Source organism: Streptomyces sp. NBC_01304, from assembly GCF_035975855.1.
Lineage (GTDB): Bacteria > Actinomycetota > Actinomycetes > Streptomycetales > Streptomycetaceae > Streptomyces.
In genome coordinates this window covers 8,785,503-8,805,406 of record NZ_CP109055.1, presented here as the reverse complement: position 1 = coordinate 8,805,406, position 19,904 = coordinate 8,785,503, and the positions used below count along the sequence as shown (strand labels likewise).

Here is a 19,904-nt window from a genome sequence, read left to right as displayed (position 1 = left end):
CGGCGGCCGTGGGGCGCCGAGCGGTCGCGGAGTTCCCGGCGCCCGGGAGTGCAGAGCGGTCAGTTCCACTCGGAGAACGCGGTGTATCCGGACGCCTCGGCGAGCTCGTCGGCGACGCCTTCCAGGTCCTCGGGGAGCAGGCTCCACAGGATGAGGTCGGTGCGCTGGTCGGTCAGGGTGCCGTCCTCGGACCTGGTGCGCGCTATGAAGGCGTTGCGCAGGACTCCCTCGCTGATGCAGCCGATCTTCTGGGCGACCTGCTGGGAGGCGGTGTTGCCCGCGGCCGTGCGCAGCTCGATGCGCTCCAGGCGCTGTTCGCGGAAGAGCCACTGGGCCGTGGCGAGCGCGGCCTCGGAGGCATAGCCCTCGCCGCGGGCCCAGGGCGCGATGATGTAGGAGATCTCGGTGGCACCGAGGCGCCAGTTGGTGTTGGTCAGTTGGACGATGCCGACCAGGCGCTGGGTGAGGAACTCGGTGACGGCGAGGTCGAGGCCGCGGCCCGCGATGCGCTCGGTGGGCGCGTACTCGTTGATCCAGCCGAGCGCGGCGGTCTCGGTGTAGGGCTGGGGCACGGCGGTCCAGGCGGCGACCATCTCGTCGTTCATCATCTCGGCGAAGGCAGGGGCGTCCGCGTCTTCCAGCGGGCGCAGCACAAGGCGCTCCGTGCTGATGGAGATGTCCGGGAACATCCGGTCGGCCTTCGTCATCGCACTGCTCCGTCACTACAGGCTGCTGAAGTGCTCAGCATGCAGCATGACGAGACACAACTGCACCACGGGGCCCGCACCTTGGCAGGTGCGGGCCCCGTGGTAAGCGGCGCGTTGTGTGACGTACCGTCAGGAAGCGGTGGCCGTCAGGAAGCGGTGGCCGTCAGGACCGAGCCCTGGTACTTCTCCTCGATGAACTTCTTCACCTCGGGCGAAGTCAGCAGCTTGGCCAGCTTCTTGACGCGCGGATCGCTCTCGTCGCCCTTCTTGACGGCGAGAACGTTCACATACGGGTTGTCCTTGGCCGATTCCAGAAGGATGGCATCCTTCTTGGGGCTGAGGCCCGCGTCGAGCGCGTAGTTGTTGTTGATGACCGCGGCGTCCGCGTCCTCGAGGGAGCGCGGCAACTGGGCCGGGTCGAGCTCCGAGAAGGTGAGCTTCTTGGGGTTCGACGCGATGTCCGCGGGGGTCGCGGTCTGCCCGGCGTCCTTCTTGAGCTCGATGACGCCCTCGGAGGCGAGCAGTTGGAGCGCCCGGGCCTCGTTGGTGGCGTCGTTCGGGACCGCGACGGTGGCTCCGGCCGGAAGCTTCGTCACGTCCTTGACGCCCTTGGAGTACACGCCCATCGGGGGCAGGTACGCGCCGGTCACCGGCACCAGGTCTCCGTTCTTGGACTTGTTGAAGTCGTCCAGGAACGGCTGGTGCTGGTACAGGTTGGCGTCGAGGGAGCCCTCCTGGAGCGAGGTGTTCGGCAGGACGTAGTCCGTGAACTCCTTGATCTCCAGGTCGAGGCCCTCCTTCTCGGCGAGGTCCTTCTGGATGTACGCGAGGACCTCGCCGGCGGGGACGGCGGTGGCGCCGACGACGAGCGCGCCGTCCTTGCCACCGCTACCGCTGCCCTTGTCGGCGCCGCACCCGGTGGCCGCAAGGGCCAGGCCGAGTGCCGCGGCGACGGCGGGTATCGCCGACTTCACTGACTTGCGCATGTGCGCCCCTCCCCTGCTTGTCCGCGGCTCTTAGAACGCCGGGAGGACGGCGCCGTCGAACTCGTCGTCGATGTACTTCTTGACCTCGGGCGAGTTCAGGAGCTTGATGAGCTTCTTGACCCGCGGGTCGTTCTCCTGGCCCTTCTTGACGACCAGGATGTTGGCGTACGGGTTGCCCTTGGCCGCTTCCTTGATCAGGGCGTCCTTGGCGGGGCTGAGCTTGGCCTCGACGGCGTAGTTGCCGTTGATCACCGCGGCGTCGACGTCGGGCAGGGCGCGCGGGACGGTTGCCGCCTCGACCTCCTTGAACTGGATGTTCTTGGGGTTCTCGGCGATGTCCTTGGGGGTGGCGTCCAGGCCCGCGTCGGCCTTGAGCTTGATGATGCCGTTGGCGTCGAGGAGCTTGAGGGCGCGGCCCTCGTTGGTGGTGTCGTTCGGCACGGCGACGGTGGCGCCGCTCTTCAGCTCGTCGATCGTCTTGAGCTTCTGCGAGTAGAGGCCGAGCGGCTCCAGCTCCACGTCGCCGACCGACACCAGGTTCGTGCCGTTCTTCTTGTTGAAGTCGTCGAGGTAGGGCTTGTGCTGGAAGAAGTTGGCGCCGACCTCGCCCTGGTCGGTCGCGGTGTTCGGCAGGACGTAGTCCGTGAACTCCTTGACCTGCAGGTCGAGCCCGTCCTTCTTCGCCAGGTTGTCCTTGACGTAGTTCAGGATCTTGGCGTGCGGCGTGGGGCTCGCGGCGACGATCAGCGGACCGTCGGCCGAGGCGGAGCCCGAGCCGGACTTCTCCGAGCCGCAGGCGGTCAGGCCGAGCGTGAGCGCTCCGGCGGCGAGGACAGCGGCGGTGATCTTGGCAGTGTTACGCACGAAAAGTGCCTTTCTCCATGATGGTGCTGGTGGTGCGACCCCGCAGACGGATGTGCGGGGGCGGGTCAGGAAGTCTTGGGGCGGGGTCGGGTCAGGACGTCTTGGTGAGTTCGGGTTCGGCGGCGGCCGCCGGCGCCGGGACGGGCGCATTGCGCAGGAAGCGCAGCTTGGGGACGGTCGAGCCACGCCCGCGGCGGGACAGGGAGCGGGCCGCGTAGTCACCTGCGAACTGGATGACGGAGATGATCACCGCGAGAATAGCGACGGTTATCCACATCAGGTCGGATTCGAAACGCTGGTATCCGTAGCGGAAGGCGATGTCACCCAGACCGCCCGCACCGAGCGCGCCGGCCATGGCCGAATAGCCGATGAGCGCGACGATCGTGGTGGTGGCGCCCGAGATCAGCGACGGCAGGGACTCGGGGACGAGGACCTTGCGCACGATGGCCCAGGTGTTGCCGCCCATCGACTGCACGGCCTCGACGAGGCCGTGGTCGACCTCGCGTACGGACGTCTCGACGAGCCGCGCGAAGAACGGGATGGCGCCGACGGCGAGCGGCACGATGGCGGCCTCGCGGCCGATGGTGGTGCCGACGATCGAGCGCGTGAAGCCCATGAGCGCGACCATCAGGATGATGAAGGGCATCGACCGCGTGATGTTCACGACCTGGCCGATGACCTTGTTCACCAGTGTGTTCTGCAGCAGCCCGCCGCGGTCCGTGAGGACGAGCAGCACGCCGAGCGGAAGCCCGCCGACGACGGCGATGACGGTCGCCCAGCCCACCATGTAGAGCGTGTCCCAGAAGCCCTGCTCCAGCAGCGGCTGCATCTCCGACCAGGTCACTTGGCGACACCTTCCTTGACGAGCTCCTTGGCGAGCGCGGGCTCGGGCACGACCGACTCGCGTCCGGCCACGTCCACCTGGAGGCCCTGCTCGCGCAGGAAGCCGATCGGCACGACGTTGTCCTCGAAGCGGCCGGGCAGCTCGATGCGCATGCGGCCGACCTGCTTGCCCGCGACGGTGTCCATCGCGGCGCCGAGGATCGAGATGTCGATGTTGTACGTACGCGACAGCTGGGAGATGACCGGCTGGGTGGCGGCCTCGCCGTGGAAGGTGACGTCGACGACGGTGCGGTCCTCGCCGGTGGCGTCGCCGCTGACCGGGAAGAGCGCGGCGGCGAGCTGGGAGCCGGGGGTGGCGAGGAGCTCGTTCACGGTGCCGGACTCGATGATCTGTCCGCGCTCCATGAGGGCGGCCGAGTCGCAGACCGACTTCACGACGTCCATCTCGTGCGTGATCAGCAGGACGGTCAGGCCGAGCTGCCGGTTGAGGTCGCGCAGGAGCTGCAGGATCGAGCGCGTGGTCTCCGGGTCGAGGGCGCTGGTGGCCTCGTCGGAGAGCAGCACCTTGGGGTCGCCGGCCAGCGCGCGGGCGATGCCGACGCGCTGCTTCTGGCCGCCGGAGAGCTGGCTCGGGTAGTTCTTCGCCTTGTCGGCGAGGCCGACCAGGTCGAGCAGTTCGAGCGCCTTGCGGGAGCGCTCGCGGCGGGTGACGCCGAGGATCTCCAGGGGCAGCTCGACGTTGTCCTGCACGGTGCGCGAGGACAGCAGGTTGAAGTGCTGGAAGACCATGCCGATGCGGCTGCGGGCCTCGCGCAGCTCCTTGCCGGCGCGGGGGCCGCGGCCGGCGAGGGCGGTGAGGTCGACGCCGTCCACCGTCACGGTGCCCGAGGTGGGGCGCTCGAGGAGGTTGACGCAGCGGATGAGCGAGGACTTGCCGGCGCCTGACTGGCCGATGACGCCGTACACCTCGCCCTCGCGCACCTGCAGATCGACGCCGTCGAGGGCAGTTACTTCACGACCGCGTGAGCGGTAGACCTTGGTCAGGCCGGAAGTGGTGATCACTGGGGTTTCCGTCACTGTCGAGTGCGCGGCGCGAAGTGGGCGCCGGGCACGGGGCATTCATCTTCGGAAATCCGGGCACGGTTCTCGCACTGTGGTCGGAACGAGGGGTTCCGGAGAAAGAACATGGCGTGCGCGGGGCAGGCTCGGTCCGGGTGCTTTCCAGCAGGCCGGAGGCGGGCTCAGCGGTCTCGCTTCGGGGCGCGGGACGGTGGTGCGGGGGCCCTCAGAAGGCGCACATTCGACACATACAACGAGCACCGGGCGTCATCATCGCCTCGGTCGCAAGGGTGCGGCTGCTCGTCGTGGTCATGGACCAAGTAAAGCAGACAGGCATACGAGCCGATCGAGGGTGTCCGAATAGCGGACGCTCACTCCTCGCGATACGGACACGCGCGTCGGGCGCTCAGCCCTCGACGGTGATCTCCACGCCACCGGCCGTGGCCTGCGCGGACACGGCCGACAGGTCGCGCACGACATGGTCCGCGACGAGCTCGTGGGCCTCGTGCGTTGTGGTCAACGCCACGGTTGTCATGCCGGCCGCACGGCCCGAGGCGAGCCCCGCGGGAGCGTCCTCGAAGACCACGCAGCGGGCCGGATCGACGCCCAGGCGCTCGGCCGCGAGCAGGAACGGCTCCGGGTCGGGCTTGCCGCGCGTGATGTCGCCGGCGGCGATCATGACGGGGAAGTCGACGCCGATCTCGTGCAGCCGGGCCTCGGCGAGCGGCCGGGTCGCGGAGGTGACGACGGCCCAGCGGTCGCTCGGCAGCGAGCCGAGGAGCTCCTTGGTCCCGGGCAGGACGACCACACCGCCCGGTACGTCCTCCACCTCGAGCTGCTCGATGCGGGCGAGGGCCTCGGGAATGCGGTCCGCGGGCAGCAGGTCCGCGATGATCTCGACGGCGGGGCGGCCGTGCAGCTCGACCCGCTCGAAGTCCTCCTTGGTGATTCCGTACTCCTCGGCCCAGCGCGTCCAGCAGCGGAACACCGACTCCATGGAGGAGATGAGGGTGCCGTCGTTGTCGAACAGGAGGGCTTCGGCCTGGATCTTCATGGCATCGACCCTACGTGCGTACCAGGGGGCGCGCGCATCGGGTCTTTCGTCCCGTATTAGTGTTCGCGGCATGCTTGACGCCCTCACGATCGCGACAGGAGCAGCCGCGCTCGTACTCGCCGCCTGGTGCGGTTTCGCCGCCTACCGGGACCAGCCGACCAAGGACTGGCACTTCATCGGCATGGCCGTGGTGACCTTCCTGGCCCTGGTCCAACTGGTCGTGGGCGTCGTGCGGTTGGCGCAGGGCGACAAGCCCGAGCAGGGCACGACGATCTTCGTGGCGTATCTGATCGGCTCGGCCGCGTGCATCCCGGCGGCGGGCTTCCTGTCGCTGGCCGAGCGCACTCGCTGGGGTTCGGTGACGGTCGCCGCGGGCGCGCTGGTGCTTGCCGTCCTCGAGGTGCGGCTCTATGACATCTGGGGAGGCTGAGATGGCACAGCAGGACGCCGCCGGGGCGAAGCGCACCCGGCTGATCAGCGGGCCCGGAATCCTTCTGGTCTGGCTGTACGGAGTGATGGTGGTCGGCGCCGTGTCGCGCTCCGCGTACCAGATCGCCACGGACTTCGAGCGGGCGCCGCTCGCGTACTCGCTGTCCGCCGTGGCGGGTCTGGTCTACGGCTTCATCACGTACACGCTGGTGCGTGGCGGCGAGAAGGCCCGCAGGGCGGCGCTGGCGTGCTGCGCCGCCGAGCTGGTGGGTGTCCTGGTCGTCGGTGCCTGGACACTGGCCGATCCCTCCGCCTTCCCGGACGCCACGGTCTGGTCGGACTTCGGGATGGGCTATCTGTTCATCCCCGTGCTGCTGCCGCTGACCGCGCTGTACTGGCTGCGGAAGGCCGGGACTCAGGCGCTCGCCGCGTAGGCGGCGGGCTCCGCGTCCTTGGCCAGGGTGACCAGGGTCAGGCGGCCGCTGACCTGCTCGCTCCTGACCGGCAGATAGCCGTGCTTGCGATAGAGGATCAGGTTGCTCTCGCTGCGGTGGCCGGTGAACAGCTGGTAGTGCTTCACCGCGCCTGCCGTGCCGAGCTTCTCCTCTATCGCGTGCAGCAGCCGGCCGCCGAGGCCGTGCCGCTGCATCCGTGGGTGCACGATCAGCTTGTTGATCCGTGCGGTGCCGTCGCCGTCCACGGCCCCGCGCACCGACGCCACCACCTCGTCGCCGAGCCTGGCCACGAGGACGCAACCGCTGGTCAGCTCCGCCTTGATGGATTCGAGTGACTGGGTGAGCGGCTCGATCGAGTAGTCGCCGTACAGTTCCGCCTCGCTCTGGTAGCAGAGGAACTGCAGTTTCAGGATCTGCTCGGCGTCCTGCTCGGTCGCCGCAGAGATGGTCACGCTCATGCCCATGTGTGCATGCCTCTCGCTCACCTGTCCACCGGTTGCCTTTCCCGCACCTTTCCCCGCACCGCCCGAAAAGACACCGCGGGAGCGGCAACCTCCGCCGCGAGCATTCTGCGCAGGCATCCCAGGCATCGGGAACGTTCCGGCCCCAAGCTCCCCTGTGAGATACCCAACTCCCCTGCGATTTCCCGGTAGGTCAGGTCCTCGGGGGACAACAGCGCAGCCATGAGGCGGGGGCAGCGTCCGGGCAGCCGGCGCACGGCCGCCCGGACGGTGCGGCGCCGCTCGGCGCGCAGGGCGAGGCGTTCGGGGCCGGTGTCCGCGTCGGCCGCGGGCTCGGCCACGTACGGGAGTTCACTGCGGTGCGTACGCCGGACCCGGCGGGCCTCGGCGCGCACCGAGCGGCGCAGCCACCCGGCCGGGTCGGCGGGTGGCCCCTCGACGTCGAGCTGCTCCAACAGCCGCAGCCACACCGCCTGTTCGAGGTCGTCCGGGTCGATGCCCGGCGCGATCGCCTCCGCGGCGGCCTCGGCCGCGAGGAGGGGGCGCAGGGTCAGGAGCAGCTCGCGGTCGTCCGCGTACGTCGTCTTCGCACTCGTCGTCATGCCCGGCGGGACGAGCGGTGCGACCCGGGAGGTTGCCGTGCGGGGCGTAGTTCACCCCGGCTGGTGATCCGGACGTGGCGCGGGTGACGGTGCGACGCCGGGGAACCGGGTGGCGCAGGCGACACCGATGAGGGCAACTCCCGCGAGCAGCACGGACGTCGGGCCCATCATGGCGGCGAAGTCCCCGCGGGCCACGAGCATGGCGGCCGCGGCGACGCCGAGCGTGGGGCCGATGTTCATCGCGGTCTGCTGGAGCCCGCCGGCCACCCCGGCCTCGGCCACGGAGGCATGGCGGACGATCACGGCGGTCGCGGTGACCATGACCGCCCCGAAGCCGGCGCCCACGAGCAGGAAGCCACCGCCGATCCCCACGGCGGACGCTCCCCGGTCCAACTGCGCGAAGAGCAGGATGCCGCAGCCGATCAGGCCGGCCCCGGCGCCGGACACGCGGCGTGCGCCGAAGCGGCGCTGCAGCACGATGCAGACAGGGGCGCCGACCACCATCATCACGGCCAGCGGCAGCACGCGCAGCCCGCTCTGCAGCGGGTCGAGCCGCAGCACGTCCTGCAGGAAGTACGTGGCCACGAAGAGCGTGCCGAACATCGCCGCCGACGCCGAGACCAGCATCCCGAGCGCCGGGACGACCGGTCCCGAGCGCAGAACTCCCGGCGCCAGGAGGGGGTTTGCCGTACGCAGCTCGTGCCGGGCGAAGGCGCCCCCCGCGGCGATCACGACGAGCAGCCCGACCACGGTGGTCGGCGTCCAGCCGGACTCGGGCAGTGCGACGAGGGTGTGGACCAGGCAGGCCAGCGTCGCGGCGAGCAGGAAGGCCCCGGGCAGATCGAGGCCTCGCCCACGCTCCCTCGGGGGCTCCGGGACGCGCACCACCAGTGCCAGTACGCCGACGGCGAGCGCGGGCAGCACATTGAGGAAGAACACCGCCCGCCAGCCCCAGTGCGCCGCGAGCACCCCGCCGACGATGGGCCCGGCCGCGGCCGCCGCCCCGATCGCGCTGGTCCGCACGGCGATGGGCATGCCGAGCCGGTCGGGCGGATACGCGGCACGCAGCATGCCGAGTGTCGCCGGTTGCAGGAGCGCGCCGAAGACGCCCTGGGCGATGCGCAGGGCGATCACCCAGCCGATGCCGGAGGCCAGCCCGATGCCGGCCGAGGTCGCGCCGAAGCCGAGGATGCCCAGCGCGAAGATCCGCTGGTGGCCGTACCGGTCGCCGAGTCGTCCGGCGAAGACGAGCAGGCTCGCCACGGCGATGAGGTAGCCGGTGCTGGTCCACTGGACCTGAGCGAAGGAGGCGTCCAGGTCGCGCTGCAGCAAGGGCTGCACGATGGTCAGGACCGTGCCGTCCAGGGCGACGATCACGGCGCCGGTGATGCTGCCGGCGAGGGTCAGACACTGCAGGCGCGAGCCGCCGCGCGGGGCACGTATGCCGCTCATGCGGTGTCCGGGCCGAGGTGGGCGTCGAGGGCGGCATCGAGCAGCGGCCCGAAGTCCTCGGCGCCGGAAGCGAGTTGAAGGCTGCGGGATGCCCACAGCTGGGCGATGCCGTGCAGGTTGGCCCAGAGCGCGGCGGCGGCGACCTCGGGCGCGGTGCCGGAGCCCGGCCTGGCCTGCGCCACCAGGTCCACCAGGACCCCGAACAGCGGCAGGCTGCTCTCGCGCAGGCCCAGCCGATTGCTCTCCAGGAGGTCGTGCCGGAACATCAGCTCGAACATGCCGCGGTGGGCGAGCGAGAAGTCGAGATAGGCACGGCCGAGCGCGGCGAGCTGTGCGCGCGGGCCGGCCTCGGGACCGTCGGCCAGGGTGGCACCGACGGTCTCGGCCAGCTCCGCGAAGCCCTGCCCGGCGATGGCGGACAGCAGCTCGACGTGGGTGGGGAAATAGCGGCGCGGGGCTCCGTGCGAGACCCCGGCCCTGCGGGCGATCTCCCGCAGGGTCAGGGCCTGGATCCCGTCACTGGCCAGCAGTTCCACGCCGACGGCGACCAGCCGGGCGCGCAGGCCCGCGTCTTCTTGGACAGCACTCATAGACACTGTCTACCAGGATGGGTAGACAGTGTCTACTCGGTGCGGCCAGTGTCCACTCGGCGCGGTCCGCAGGCTCAGCCCTTGAAGTCCGCGGCCGCGAGCAGCGCCGTGTCCGCGTTGTCGGAGAAGATCCCGTCGATCCCCGTGTCGAACCAGACCTTGAAGGCGCCGAAGGCGTCCCCGTACGCGTTCGGGTCGGTGCCCCGGCGGAACTCCAGCGGCAGGAAGCTGTTCTCGTTGCGCATCGTGTACGGGTGCAGGATCAGGTCCGCCGCGTGCGCGTCCGGCACCAGCGTGGTCGGCTGCGTCAGCTTCCCCGCCGCGTCACGCGGAATGATCAGGTCGAGGGTCGGGCCGATGCCCTGCGCGTACGAGGCGATCCAGCGCAGCCCCTCGGGCTTGACCAGATCGGCGACGGTGCGGGGGTCGCCCGCCTCCACGAAGTCCCAGGGCCGGGAGTTCGCGGTGGACAGCAGCACCACCCGCGGGGCGTCGACGAGCTTTGCCAGCTTCTGGATGCTGCTCGGCTCGAAGGACTGGAGGAAGGTCGCCGAGTTCTTCTTGTGCCGGCCGTACCGGCGCAGCAGCTTGGCCAGGGGCTCCTCCAGGCCGAGGCCCAGCTTGCGGAAGTAGGTGGGGTGCTTGGTCTCGACGTGCAGCCAGACCCGCTTTCCGCGCTTCTTGCCCTCCTTTTCGGCCCAGCGCAGGACCTCCTCGAAGGTGGGCACGTCCCAGCGGCCGTCGTAGAGGGTGTTGCGCTGCCGGGTGCCGGGGATGCGCTCCTTGGCGCGCAGGGTCTTCAGCTCGGCGAGCGTGAAGTCCTCGGTGAACCAGCCCGTGAGCGAGACCCCGTCGACGGACTTGGTGGCCTTGCGGTCCGCGAACTCCGGGTGCGCGGACACATCCGTGGTCGCGGTGATGTCGTTCTCGTGACGGCATACGAGATGCCCGTCCTTGGTCGGCACCAGGTCCTGCTCGATGACATGGGCGCCCATGTCGAGTGCCAGCTGGTACGAACCCAGGGTGTGCTCGGGCCGGTAGCCACTGGCGCCGCGGTGCCCGATGACGGTGGGTACCGGCAGGTCGCGGTAGCCGCCGTGGTCGCCGCCGCCGTTGCGTTCGTCGGCTCTCGCCGTGCCGGTCAGGGCCAGGGTCGAGGCGCCCGCGCCGAGGACCGCTGCCCCCAGCACGGCGCGCCGCCCGAGCCCGTTGCCCGGCTGCTCCTTCTTGCTGCTGCCCTGTGCCATCGGGTTCCCTCCGCCGAGATGTACCTGTCAAAGCGAGTGCCCGATGCTAGGGCGCTGTACGTGTCGTACGGGAGCCCCTGGCACCAATGGAGGACCAACACAGCGCAAATGCACGTCAACACTGCGTATCCATGTGATGAACCCGATGTGCAATCCGCACGGGGCCGCGAGTATCGTCCTCACCTGCTAAGACTTCACCCCCCACCCTTGACACCGGAGGACTAGTTGTCCCGCTTTGCGTTCATCAAGGCAGTGCTCGGCCCGGTCCTGCGCCTGATGTTCCGACCGCGGATCGAGGGAGCGGAGAACATCCCGGGCACCGGGCCCGTGATCCTCGCCGGCAATCACCTGACGTTCATCGACTCGATGATCATGCCTCTGTCGCTCAAGCGGCAGGTCTTCTTCATCGGCAAGGACGAGTACGTCACGGGCAAGGGGATCAAGGGCCGGGTCATGGCCTGGTTCTTCACGGGCACCGGGATGATCCCGGTCGACCGTGACGGCGGTCGCGGCGGTGTCGCGGCGCTGATGACCGGGCGCCGGATCCTGGAGGAGGGCAAGGTCTTCTCCATCTACCCGGAGGGCACGCGGTCGCCCGACGGGCGGCTCTACCGCGGGCGTACGGGGATCGCGCGGCTCACGTTGATGACCGGGGCGCCGGTCGTGCCGTTCGCCATCATCGGGACGGACAAGATCCAGCCTGGTGGGGCCGGAGTGCCGCGGCCGGGCAAGGTGACCGTGCGGTTCGGCGAGCCGATGGAGTTCTCGCGGTACGAGGGCATGGACCGGGATCGCTATGTGCTGCGTGCCGTGACCGACTCGGTGATGTCCGAGGTGCTGGCCCTGTCCGGGCAGGAGTACGTCGACATGTACGCGACCAAGGCCAAGGCCGCGTAATTTTTCCCCACCCCGCCCCTTCCCGAAATCCTCCGGAGGGCGGGGTGGGCCGAGGTCCCGGGGGCTGCGCCCCCACCCCGCCCCTTCAGGAAGGGGCGGGGTGGGGGATGAATCAGCCCCCAATGATCGCCCGCGCAGCGTCCACCGCGTCGCCGATCGGGATCGCGAAGCCGATTCCTATCGAGCCGCCGTTGCCCTTGCCGTCGCCGTCCTCGTCGAGTTGGGCGATGGCCGTGTTGATGCCGATCACCCTGCCCTCCGCGTCCACCAGCGGGCCGCCCGAGTTGCCGGGGTTGATGGAGGCGTCGGTCTGCAGGGCCTGTTGGCTCTCGTCCTCGCCGAGTCCCACCTTGCGGTCCACTCCGCTGACGATGCCCGAGGTGACCGTTCCGGCGAGGCCGAGCGGCGAGCCGATCGCCAGGACCGTGTCGCCGACGGCGGGCTTGTCCGTCGACTTCGTCGCGAGCTTCGCCGGGATCAGGCCGCGCGCGGTCTCCGCGTCCAGGACCGCCACATCGCGCGCCGGATCGGTGCCGAGCACCCGCGCGGCGATCCTGCGCCCGTCCTGAAGGACGATGAACGCCCGCGAACTGCCGTCCACCACATGCGCGTTGGTCAGGACGCGCCCCTGCTCGTCGAAGACGAACCCCGAGCCCCGGCCGTCCTCCGTCTCGACGGACACCACACTGGGCAGCACCTGTGCGGCCACCTCGTCAAGGCCGGCCGGCTTGGACGGCGGCTTCGTCGGTGACGCCGACTGCGTGGGCGAGCGGCCGGGCGCCACGGGGTCCTTGTCGCCGAGCGCGCCGGCCGCGTACCCCGCCCCGGCCCCGGCGAGCAGTGCGGCGAGCACCGCCGCGAGCAGGGGGCGCGGAGTCCGGGGCGGGCGGGGCGGCTTGGGCGGCGGGGCCGCGTAGGTCGGCCCCGGATACTCGGGAACGTACGGCTGCGGCTCGGGAGCGTACGACGACTGCTGTGGCAACTGCCGAGTCGGCGGCGGGTAACCGTACGACTGCGGAGGCGGCCGGTGCGCGTGTGGCGGGGGTGGTGACGCGGGCCCGTCGTGGCCCGGCGGAAGGGGCCGGTCGGGCGGCGGGACGGGACCGTACATCTCGCCGTAGGTCTCGCCGAAGCCGGGAACTCGGTTGTCGGGCACGGTCGTTCCTCCTCGTGGGAGTTATTCCCCGAATGCCGCGCATGAGCCGTCCGAAGACAAGGACGACAGGGCCCGGCGGAGGGTTCTCACCCACTTGTGCCCGAAAGTTCCGAAGCGTCAGAGTTCCGTACGTCCGTCAGTGATGCGCGATCCCGTCCTCCAGCTTCTGCCCGCGCAGCAGGAACCAGGCCGTGATCGCCGTGGCGAACAGCACGGCCGCGGCCACCCCCGCCGCCGTCTCGAAGCCGCTGGTGAAGGCGTCCTGCGCCGCGGAGAGCAGCGCCGAACCCTGCTCCTGGGGAAGGTCCTTGGAGGCCTCGACGGCCCCGCCGAGCGAGTCTCGGGCCGCCGAGGCGGTGCCCGCGTCGACCCCGTCGGGCACGGTGAAGCCGCGGTAGATGCCCGTCACGACGGACCCGAGCAGCGCGATGCCGAGCGCGGCACCCAGCTCGTACGCCGTCTCGGAGACGGCGGAGGCCGCGCCCGCCTGCTCCTTGGGGACGGCGGTGAGGATGACGTCCGCGGTGACGGTGAACGCGAGCCCGGCGCCCGCGCCGCCGACGAAGAGCGCGAGGCACATCATCAGGGCCGGGGTGCTCGCGTCGAGCAGCGTGCAGGTGGCGAGCGCGAGGCCGATGGCCGCGAGTCCGCCGGACACGGCGAGCCGTACGGAGGCCCGGCGGGCGATCACTCCGGCGCACAGGCCCGTGGCCACCGCGCCCACCGCGGCGGGCAGTTCGATGAGGCCGGCGCCCAACGGCGAGCGCATCTGCACCAGTTGCAGGAACTGCGAGAGGAAGAAGACCAGGCCCGACAGGCCGAGGATGGTCAGCAGGTCGGCGAGGACTGCGCCCGAGAAGCCCCGGTGGTGGAAGAGCCGCATGTCGAGCAGCGGCGAGGCGAGCGTCAACTGCCGCCTGGCGAACCAGATCAGACAGGACACGCCGAGCACCGCCGCCACCGCGATGTCCCAGCGGAAGCCGTGCACCGCCGCCTCCTTGACGGCGTACACCACGGCGACCATCCCGATGAGGGAAAGCAGGACGCTGAGCAGGTCCCAGGGCCCCGGGGCGGGGTCGCGCGACTCCGGCAGGAGCTTGATGCCGACGACGACCAGGATCGCCATCACGGGCAGGTTGATCAGGAAGACCGAGCCCCACCAGAAGTTCTCCAGGAGCATGCCGCCGACCAGGGGGCCGACCGCCGCGCCGGCCGAGGCGGCGGCGCCCCAGATGCCGATGGCGACGCTGCGTTCCTTGGGGTCGTGGAAGATGTTGCGGATCAGCGCGAGGGTCGACGGCATCAGCGTCGCGCCCGCCACACCGAGCAGGGCCCGCGCGACGATCATCATCTCCGGGCTGGTGGCGTACGCGTTGAGCACCGAGACGCCGCCGAACGCGACCGCGCCCACGAGCAGCAGCTTCTTGCGGCCGATGCGGTCGCCGAGGCTGCCCATGGAGACGAGCAGGCCCGCGATGACGAACGAGTAGACGTCGCCGATCCAGAGCAGCTGCGTACCGGACGGCTTGAGGTCCTCGCTGAGGAAGGGGGTCGCGAGGCCGAGCACGGTCGCGTCGACGGCGACCAGGAGGACGGCCAGGACGAGTACGCCGAGGGCGAGCCAGCGGCCCCTCTGGAGTCCGGCGGAATCGGCCTCGGCGGACTGCTGCTCGGTGCTTGTCACTTCTCCACGCTCCGTCGGGCGCCGCCGAGCAGCAACTCGGCGACCATGTACTGGAAGTCCTTGGCGGCGAGCCGCCCGTCCTGCACGGCCCAGGCCCCGGAGCCGATCAGGCCGTACAGGGCCTCGGTCAGCCAGGCCGGGCTGAGGTCGATCCGGAACTCGCCGGCCTCCTGGCCGCGCCGGAAGAGAGCCGAGACCCGGTCGTCGATCCGCGACCAGCCCTGATGCATCTCGTCGCCCTCGAACAGCTGGTTCTCGGTGACGAGGAAGGCCAGGAAGCCGGCGACCGGCTCGGCCTGCGCCACGAGCCGTCGCACGGCGTCGACGGCAGGCCCCTCGTTGAGCCGGGCCGCGTCGAGGGCGGCCTCCAACTGCCGTATCCCGAGCTCCTCCAGCGCCCGTACGAGCGCATCCCGCCCCGCGAAGTGGCGATGCAGGGTGGCCCGGCTGATTCCGGCCGCCCGCGCCACCTCGTCCATCGTGGCAGTGGCCTTGCGGGTGAGGAGGGAGGCCGCGGAGCGCAGCACTTGCTCTCGGTCGACTGACATGAGACGACTATAACTTGATTGAGACAATGCCGTCTCAGTCAGTACGTTGATGAGTCACCACCGGGTACGCAAAAGGGGCTCGGCCACCATGAAGATGGCCAAGCCCCTCAAAAGGTTCCGCGTCCTCCCGGGCGGCCTACTTCTTCGCGTCCGCCCAGCCCCGCTGCACCGCCAAGTCGGCCTTCACCTCGGCCAGTTGGACGGCCACGGCCGACGGGGCCGTACCGCCACGGCCGCTGCGCGAGGCCAGCGCGCCCGGCACGTTCAGGACGGTCCGCACCTCGGGCGTGAGGTGCTCGGAGATCTTGGCGAACTGGTCGTCGGTGAGGTCGTCGAGCTCCTTGCCCTCGGCCTCTGCGACCTTGACGCACTCCCCCGCGACCTCGTGCGCGACCCGGAACGGGACGCCCTGCTTGACCAGCCACTCCGCGATGTCGGTGGCGAGCGAGAAGCCGGCCGGGGCCAGCTCCTCCATGCGCTCGCGGTGCACGGTGAGCGTGGCCATCATCCCGGTGAAGGCGGGCAGCAGGACCTCCAGCTGGTCGCAGGAGTCGAAGACCGGCTCCTTGTCCTCCTGGAGATCGCGGTTGTACGCGAGCGGGAGGGCCTTGAGCGTCGCCATCAGGCCGGTCAGATTGCCGATGAGGCGGCCGGACTTGCCGCGGGCGAGCTCGGCGATGTCCGGGTTCTTCTTCTGCGGCATGATCGAGGAGCCGGTGGAGAAGGCGTCGTGCAGGGTGACGAAGGAGAACTCCTTCGTGTTCCAGATGATGATTTCCTCGGCGATCCGGGAGAGGTTCACGCCGATCATCGCGGTGATGAAGGCGAACTCCGCGACGAAATCGCGCGAGGCCGTGCCGTCGATGGAGTTGCCCACGCTGCCGCGCTCGAAGCCGAGGTCCGCGGCGACGGCCTCCGGGTCGAGGCCGAGCGAGGAACCGGCGAGCGCACCCGAGCCGTAGGGTGACACGGCGGTCCGCTCGTCCCACTGCCGCAGGCGTTCGGCGTCCCGGGACAGGGACTGGACGTGCGCCAGGACGTGGTGGGCGAAGAGGACCGGCTGGGCGTGCTGGAGGTGTGTACGGCCCGGCATCGCGACGTCCGGGTGGGCCTCGGCGAGGCCGACAAGGGCCTCCTGGAGGTCGGCGATCAGGCCGCCGATGATCCGCGCGTGGTCCCGCAGGTACATCCGGAACAGGGTCGCCACCTGGTCGTTCCGCGACCGGCCGGCGCGCAGCTTGCCGCCGAGGTCGGGGCCGAGGCGTTCGAGGAGTCCCCGCTCGAGGGCGGTGTGCACGTCCTCGTCGGCGATGGTGCCGGTGAACGCGCCGCTCGCCACGTCCGCGTCGAGCTGGTCGAGCCCGGCGATCATGCGCTGCAGCTCGTCGGCCGTGAGCAGCCCGGCCTTGTTCAGCACGCGCGCGTGGGCGCGGGAACCGGCGATGTCGTACGGGGCGAGCCGCCAGTCGAAGTGGACGGACGCCGACAGCTTGGCGAGGGCCTCGGCGGGCCCGTCGGCGAAACGGGCGCCCCAGAGCCGGACGTCACCGCTGTTGTTGCTGCTCACTGCTGTGCTCCTCAAGGCTACGGGTGTGCGGCCGCCTCCCCACCCACGGACGAGGAGGCGGTGTGAACGCTACTGCTCAGGCCAGGTCGCGGCGGGCCGCGATCTTCGACGACAGGCTGTGGATGTCGATGAAGCCGCGGGCGGCGGACTGGTCGAAGGTGTCGCCGGTGTCGTACGTGGCCAGGTTGAAGTCGTAGAGCGACTGGGGCGACTTCCGGCCGGTGACGACGGCGCGGCCGCCGTGCAGGGTCATCCGGATGTCGCCGGTGACGTGCTCGTTGGCCTGGCTGATGAAGCCGTCGAGGGCCCGCTTGAGCGGGGAGAACCACTGGCCGTCGTAGACGAGTTCGCCCCAGCGCTGCTCGATCTGGCGCTTGTAGCGGGCGAGTTCGCGCTCGACGGTGACGTTCTCGAGTTCCTGGTGGGCGGTGATCAGTGCGATCGCGCCCGGGGCCTCGTAGATCTCGCGGGACTTGATGCCCACCAGCCGGTCCTCGACGATGTCGATGCGGCCGATGCCCTGGGCGCCGGCCCGTTCGTTCAGCTGCTGGATGGCCTGGAGGACGGTGACGGCCTTGCCGTCGACGGCGACCGGGACGCCCTGCTCGAAGGAGACGACGACCTCGTCGGCCTCTCGCGGGGTCGCCGGGTTCTCGGTGTACTCGTAGACGTCCTCGACGGGCGCGTTCCAGATGTCCTCCAGGAAGCCGGTCTCGACGGCGCGTCCGAAGACGTTCTGGTCGATCGAGTACGGCGACTTCTTGGTGGTGGCGATCGGCAGGCCCTTGTCCTCGCAGAAGGCGATGGCCTTGTCCCGGGTCATGGCGTAGTCGCGGACCGGGGCGATGCACTTCAGGTCGGGGCCGAGGGCGGCGATGCCGGCCTCGAACCGCACCTGGTCGTTGCCCTTGCCGGTGCAGCCGTGGGCGACGATGCCGGCGTCGTGCTTCTGGGCGGCGGCCACCAGGTGCTTGACGATGGTCGGCCGGGACAGGGCGGAGACCAGCGGATAGCGGTCCATGTAGAGGGCGTTGGCCTTGATCGCCGGGAGGCAGTACTCGTCGGCGAACTCGTCCTTGGCGTCGGCGACTTCGGCCTCCACCGCACCGCAGGCGAGGGCGCGCTTGCGGATGACGTCCAGGTCCTCGCCGCCCTGGCCGACGTCCACGGCGACCGCGATGACCTCGGCACCCGTCTCCTCGGCGATCCAGCCGATGGCGACGGAGGTGTCCAGGCCGCCCGAGTAGGCGAGTACGACGCGCTCGGTCACGGGGTCCTCCTTGCGGGCTCTCGGTGCGGTCACGGTGCAATCACTGTCATGCATGAGTATGCATTCCACTGCATGATTCGTCAATCGAGGATTCGCCTCATGGGTCCACGTCGCGGATTTACTTAGACACGCAAACGATCTCCGTGATAATCCTTAGGCATGGGAAAGACTTACGACCGCATCGACGGCCGCCTGCGCACCTTCATAGAGGCCCAGCCGATGTTCTTCACCGCGACCGCCCCGCTCTCCGGCGACGGCACGGTCAACCTCTCCCCGAAGGGCCTGACCGGCTCGTTCGCCGTCATCGACGAGCTGAGCGTGGCCTATCTCGACTTCGCGGGCAGCAACGCCGAGACCATCGCCCACCTCCGCGAGAACGGCCGCATCACGCTGATGTGGTGCGCCTTCCAGGGCCCGCCGAACATCGTTCGGGTGCACGGCCGCGGCGAGCCCGTGTTCCGGGACGACCCCCGCTTCGCCGAACTGCTCAAGCACTTCCCGGACATCGACCCCAGCCCGCACGGACTGCGCGCGATCATCGTCGTGTCGGCCGACCTCGTCCGCGACACCTGTGGATACAACGTCCCGGTCATGACGTACGACGAGGACCGCGACCTGCACGGCAAGTTCTTCGGCCGCAAGGACGACGCCTCGCTGAGCGAGTACTTCACCAAGAAGGAGCACATCGCGCAGAGCATCGACGGCCTGGCGGGACTGCCGCTCCCGCTGCCGCCCAGTAGCGTCTGAGCAACCGTCCCTCTCCCTCGGGGGTTGCCATGGCCGTCGCACCGGCCGCTTCAGCCGTACGTGCCGGTCTCGCCCTCGCTTCGGTCCTGCTGGTCACGGGTGCCGCGCACGGTGCGCCGCCGCTGCCGGAGCGGATGGCGGACACGGGCGGCGGCAGCCAGCTGATCACCGCGGTGGCACCGCGGGCCGGGTCCACCACCGGGACGCTGACCTGGTGGGACCGGCGCGGTGGGCGGTGGGTGCGGGTGGGGAGCGCGCCGGCCCGGTTCGGTTCGAAGGGGCTGGTCGAGGGGGCCTCGCGCAAGCAGGGCACGAACACCACTCCGGCGGGGCTGTACGACCTGCCGTACGCGTTCGGCGTCAAGGCCGCGCCGGGCGGGACTTCGGCGGCGTACCGGCGTGTGCGGCAGAACTCCTGGTGGTGCCAGGACAACCGGTCGCGGGCCTACAACCGATGGGCCGAGCCGCTGCCCGCCGACTGCCGCAAGAAGGAGTCCGAGCATCTTGTCGACTTCGGCAGGCAGTACGCGTACGCCCTCGTCATCGGCTTCAACTACGCGCGCCCGGTGCACGGCCGGGGCGCGGGGATCTTTCTGCACGTCAACGGGCGTGGGGCGACGGCCGGTTGTGTCTCGGTGTCCGGCGACGCGATGCGCCGGATCCTGACGTGGGCGAAGCCGGAGCGGGCGCCGCACATCGCGATCGGCACCCGGTCGGGGCCGATCGCGATCACGCGCTACTAGCGAGCGTTTTGGGCGAGCCGCAGCAGATGGTCCGCCAGGGCCTGCCCGCCGCTCGGTTCACGGCTGATCAGCATCAGCGTGTCGTCGCCGGCGATCGTGCCGAGGATGTCGTGCAGTTCGGCCTGGTCGATCGCCGAGGCCAGGAACTGCGCGGCGCCCGGCGGGGTGCGCAGGACGACGAGGTTGGCGGAGGCCTCCGCCGAGATCAGCAGCTCGGCGGCGAGCCGCCGCATCCGCTCCTCCTTCGCCGACTCGCCCAGCGGTGCGCGCGGGGTGCGGAAACCGCCCTCGCTCGGGACCGCGTAGATCAGGTCGCCGTCGTTGTTGCGGATCTTCACCGCGTTCAGCTCGTCCAGGTCCCGCGACAGCGTCGCCTGCGTGACGGACAGGCCGTCGTCCGCGAGCAGCTTCGCCAACTGGCTCTGGGAGCGCACCGGTTGCCGGTTGAGGATGTCCACGATCCGGCGGTGGCGGGCGGTGCGGGTCTGCGGTACGGCGGGTCCGCCCTGCTCTGCGCCGTGCTCGTTGTCCTGCAGACTCATC

The 19,904-nt window shown here is 70.1% G+C and carries 22 protein-coding genes; 5 read left to right on the top strand and 17 right to left on the bottom strand.

From position 1 onward, the window contains the following. Window positions 1–59: 59 nt before the first annotated feature. From OG430_RS39180 to OG430_RS39155, 6 genes are all read right to left on the bottom strand, one after another. Entirely contained in the window at window positions 60–707 is a 648-nt protein-coding gene (locus tag OG430_RS39180) for a GNAT family N-acetyltransferase (RefSeq protein WP_327357415.1), read from the bottom strand. 146 nt (window positions 708–853) lie between these two features. After that, window positions 854–1,693, bottom strand: coding sequence for a MetQ/NlpA family ABC transporter substrate-binding protein (locus tag OG430_RS39175; protein ID WP_327357414.1), 840 nt, complete (start codon window positions 1,691–1,693; stop codon window positions 854–856). A gap of 30 nt (window positions 1,694–1,723) precedes the next feature. After that, entirely contained in the window at window positions 1,724–2,557 is an 834-nt protein-coding gene (locus tag OG430_RS39170; RefSeq protein WP_327357413.1) for a MetQ/NlpA family ABC transporter substrate-binding protein, read from the bottom strand. A gap of 91 nt (window positions 2,558–2,648) precedes the next feature. Next, window positions 2,649–3,401 carry a methionine ABC transporter permease gene (locus OG430_RS39165; RefSeq protein ID WP_327357412.1) on the bottom strand — a complete coding sequence of 251 codons (753 nt, stop codon included), beginning with the start codon at window positions 3,399–3,401 and terminating at the stop codon, window positions 2,649–2,651. Next, window positions 3,398–4,462 carry a methionine ABC transporter ATP-binding protein gene (locus OG430_RS39160; protein ID WP_327357411.1) on the bottom strand — a complete coding sequence of 355 codons (1,065 nt, stop codon included), beginning with the start codon at window positions 4,460–4,462 and terminating at the stop codon, window positions 3,398–3,400. Before OG430_RS39160 ends, OG430_RS39165 begins: the two co-directional genes overlap by 4 nt. Before the next feature lie 403 nt (window positions 4,463–4,865). Then, the gene (locus OG430_RS39155; RefSeq protein ID WP_327357410.1) at window positions 4,866–5,513 is read right to left on the bottom strand and encodes an HAD family hydrolase; all 648 of its coding nucleotides are present in this window, start codon (window positions 5,511–5,513) and stop codon (window positions 4,866–4,868) included. A 70-nt stretch (window positions 5,514–5,583) separates the two neighbouring features. On the opposite strand from OG430_RS39155, the gene OG430_RS39150 reads away from it, so the two are divergent. Further along, window positions 5,584–5,943, top strand: a complete 360-nt coding sequence (locus tag OG430_RS39150) for a hypothetical protein (RefSeq protein ID WP_327357409.1) — start codon at window positions 5,584–5,586, stop codon at window positions 5,941–5,943. After that, on the top strand, window positions 5,924–6,376 hold the full coding sequence (locus OG430_RS39145) for a hypothetical protein (RefSeq protein ID WP_327357408.1): 453 nt from the start codon (window positions 5,924–5,926) through the stop codon (window positions 6,374–6,376). The genes OG430_RS39150 and OG430_RS39145 overlap by 20 nt, the downstream gene beginning before the upstream one ends. Here the strand turns inward: OG430_RS39145 and OG430_RS39140 are convergent. From OG430_RS39140 to OG430_RS39120, 5 genes are all read right to left on the bottom strand, one after another. Next, window positions 6,358–6,861, bottom strand: a complete 504-nt coding sequence (locus OG430_RS39140; protein ID WP_327359430.1) for a GNAT family N-acetyltransferase — start codon at window positions 6,859–6,861, stop codon at window positions 6,358–6,360. The two genes, OG430_RS39145 and OG430_RS39140, sit on opposite strands and share 19 nt — an antisense overlap. 17 nt (window positions 6,862–6,878) lie before the next feature. After that, on the bottom strand, window positions 6,879–7,460 hold the full coding sequence (locus tag OG430_RS39135; protein WP_327357407.1) for an RNA polymerase sigma factor: 582 nt from the start codon (window positions 7,458–7,460) through the stop codon (window positions 6,879–6,881). A 51-nt stretch (window positions 7,461–7,511) separates the two neighbouring features. Next, window positions 7,512–8,912: an MFS transporter gene (locus OG430_RS39130; protein ID WP_327357406.1), complete on the bottom strand. Its 1,401-nt coding sequence runs from the start codon at window positions 8,910–8,912 to the stop codon at window positions 7,512–7,514. Then, complete coding sequence (locus OG430_RS39125) at window positions 8,909–9,502, bottom strand: TetR/AcrR family transcriptional regulator (protein ID WP_327357405.1); 594 nt, start codon at window positions 9,500–9,502, stop codon at window positions 8,909–8,911. Before OG430_RS39125 ends, OG430_RS39130 begins: the two co-directional genes overlap by 4 nt. A gap of 74 nt (window positions 9,503–9,576) precedes the next feature. Beyond that, window positions 9,577–10,749 carry a glycerophosphodiester phosphodiesterase gene (locus tag OG430_RS39120; RefSeq protein ID WP_327357404.1) on the bottom strand — a complete coding sequence of 391 codons (1,173 nt, stop codon included), beginning with the start codon at window positions 10,747–10,749 and terminating at the stop codon, window positions 9,577–9,579. A 225-nt stretch (window positions 10,750–10,974) separates the two neighbouring features. On the opposite strand from OG430_RS39120, the gene OG430_RS39115 reads away from it, so the two are divergent. After that, the gene (locus OG430_RS39115) at window positions 10,975–11,646 is read left to right on the top strand and encodes a lysophospholipid acyltransferase family protein (protein WP_327357403.1); all 672 of its coding nucleotides are present in this window, start codon (window positions 10,975–10,977) and stop codon (window positions 11,644–11,646) included. Between the two features lie 112 nt (window positions 11,647–11,758). On the opposite strand, the gene OG430_RS39110 is transcribed toward OG430_RS39115, so the two are convergent. The 5 genes from OG430_RS39110 to OG430_RS39090 all read right to left on the bottom strand — a co-directional run bounded on the left by OG430_RS39110 (window position 11,759) and on the right by OG430_RS39090 (window position 17,871). Further along, complete coding sequence (locus tag OG430_RS39110) at window positions 11,759–12,802, bottom strand: S1C family serine protease (protein ID WP_327357402.1); 1,044 nt, start codon at window positions 12,800–12,802, stop codon at window positions 11,759–11,761. Between the two features lie 136 nt (window positions 12,803–12,938). Beyond that, window positions 12,939–14,486: an MFS transporter gene (locus OG430_RS39105; protein WP_327357401.1), complete on the bottom strand. Its 1,548-nt coding sequence runs from the start codon at window positions 14,484–14,486 to the stop codon at window positions 12,939–12,941. Beyond that, a complete protein-coding gene (locus OG430_RS39100; protein WP_327357400.1) occupies window positions 14,483–15,034 on the bottom strand; it encodes a TetR/AcrR family transcriptional regulator in 552 nt (183 codons plus the stop codon). Before OG430_RS39100 ends, OG430_RS39105 begins: the two co-directional genes overlap by 4 nt. Window positions 15,035–15,170: 136 nt before the next feature. Then, the gene (gene argH / locus OG430_RS39095; RefSeq protein WP_327357399.1) at window positions 15,171–16,601 is read right to left on the bottom strand and encodes an argininosuccinate lyase; all 1,431 of its coding nucleotides are present in this window, start codon (window positions 16,599–16,601) and stop codon (window positions 15,171–15,173) included. A 76-nt stretch (window positions 16,602–16,677) separates the two neighbouring features. Beyond that, entirely contained in the window at window positions 16,678–17,871 is a 1,194-nt protein-coding gene (locus OG430_RS39090; protein WP_327357398.1) for an argininosuccinate synthase, read from the bottom strand. Between the two features lie 159 nt (window positions 17,872–18,030). On the opposite strand from OG430_RS39090, the gene OG430_RS39085 reads away from it, so the two are divergent. Together OG430_RS39085 and OG430_RS39080 are read left to right on the top strand one after the other, a co-directional pair. Then, the gene (locus OG430_RS39085) at window positions 18,031–18,618 is read left to right on the top strand and encodes a pyridoxamine 5'-phosphate oxidase family protein (protein WP_327357397.1); all 588 of its coding nucleotides are present in this window, start codon (window positions 18,031–18,033) and stop codon (window positions 18,616–18,618) included. Window positions 18,619–18,647: 29 nt separating this feature from the next. Continuing rightward, window positions 18,648–19,361: a L,D-transpeptidase family protein gene (locus OG430_RS39080; protein ID WP_327357396.1), complete on the top strand. Its 714-nt coding sequence runs from the start codon at window positions 18,648–18,650 to the stop codon at window positions 19,359–19,361. On the opposite strand, the gene OG430_RS39075 is transcribed toward OG430_RS39080, so the two are convergent. Continuing rightward, window positions 19,358–19,903 carry an arginine repressor gene (locus OG430_RS39075; protein WP_327357395.1) on the bottom strand — a complete coding sequence of 182 codons (546 nt, stop codon included), beginning with the start codon at window positions 19,901–19,903 and terminating at the stop codon, window positions 19,358–19,360. The two genes, OG430_RS39080 and OG430_RS39075, sit on opposite strands and share 4 nt — an antisense overlap. Window position 19,904 lies beyond the last annotated feature (1 nt).

Excerpts from the sequence above, each read along its gene's own strand:
- OG430_RS39140 (WP_327359430.1), bottom strand. The coding sequence starts at position 6,861 with ATGGGCATGAGCGTGACCATCTCTGCGGCGACCGAGCAGGACGCCGAG.
- OG430_RS39100 (WP_327357400.1), bottom strand. The coding sequence starts at position 15,034 with ATGTCAGTCGACCGAGAGCAAGTGCTGCGCTCCGCGGCCTCCCTCCTC.
- OG430_RS39145 (WP_327357408.1), top strand. The coding sequence starts at position 5,924 with ATGACATCTGGGGAGGCTGAGATGGCACAGCAGGACGCCGCCGGGGCG.
- OG430_RS39080 (WP_327357396.1), top strand. The coding sequence starts at position 18,648 with ATGGCCGTCGCACCGGCCGCTTCAGCCGTACGTGCCGGTCTCGCCCTC.
- OG430_RS39125 (WP_327357405.1), bottom strand. The coding sequence starts at position 9,502 with ATGAGTGCTGTCCAAGAAGACGCGGGCCTGCGCGCCCGGCTGGTCGCC.
- OG430_RS39135 (WP_327357407.1), bottom strand. The coding sequence starts at position 7,460 with ATGACGACGAGTGCGAAGACGACGTACGCGGACGACCGCGAGCTGCTC.
- OG430_RS39120 (WP_327357404.1), bottom strand. The coding sequence starts at position 10,749 with ATGGCACAGGGCAGCAGCAAGAAGGAGCAGCCGGGCAACGGGCTCGGG.
- OG430_RS39180 (WP_327357415.1), bottom strand. The coding sequence starts at position 707 with ATGACGAAGGCCGACCGGATGTTCCCGGACATCTCCATCAGCACGGAG.
- OG430_RS39085 (WP_327357397.1), top strand. The coding sequence starts at position 18,031 with ATGGGAAAGACTTACGACCGCATCGACGGCCGCCTGCGCACCTTCATA.
- OG430_RS39155 (WP_327357410.1), bottom strand. The coding sequence starts at position 5,513 with ATGAAGATCCAGGCCGAAGCCCTCCTGTTCGACAACGACGGCACCCTC.
- OG430_RS39075 (WP_327357395.1), bottom strand. The coding sequence starts at position 19,903 with ATGAGTCTGCAGGACAACGAGCACGGCGCAGAGCAGGGCGGACCCGCC.
- OG430_RS39175 (WP_327357414.1), bottom strand. The coding sequence starts at position 1,693 with ATGCGCAAGTCAGTGAAGTCGGCGATACCCGCCGTCGCCGCGGCACTC.
- OG430_RS39130 (WP_327357406.1), bottom strand. The coding sequence starts at position 8,912 with ATGAGCGGCATACGTGCCCCGCGCGGCGGCTCGCGCCTGCAGTGTCTG.
- OG430_RS39150 (WP_327357409.1), top strand. The coding sequence starts at position 5,584 with ATGCTTGACGCCCTCACGATCGCGACAGGAGCAGCCGCGCTCGTACTC.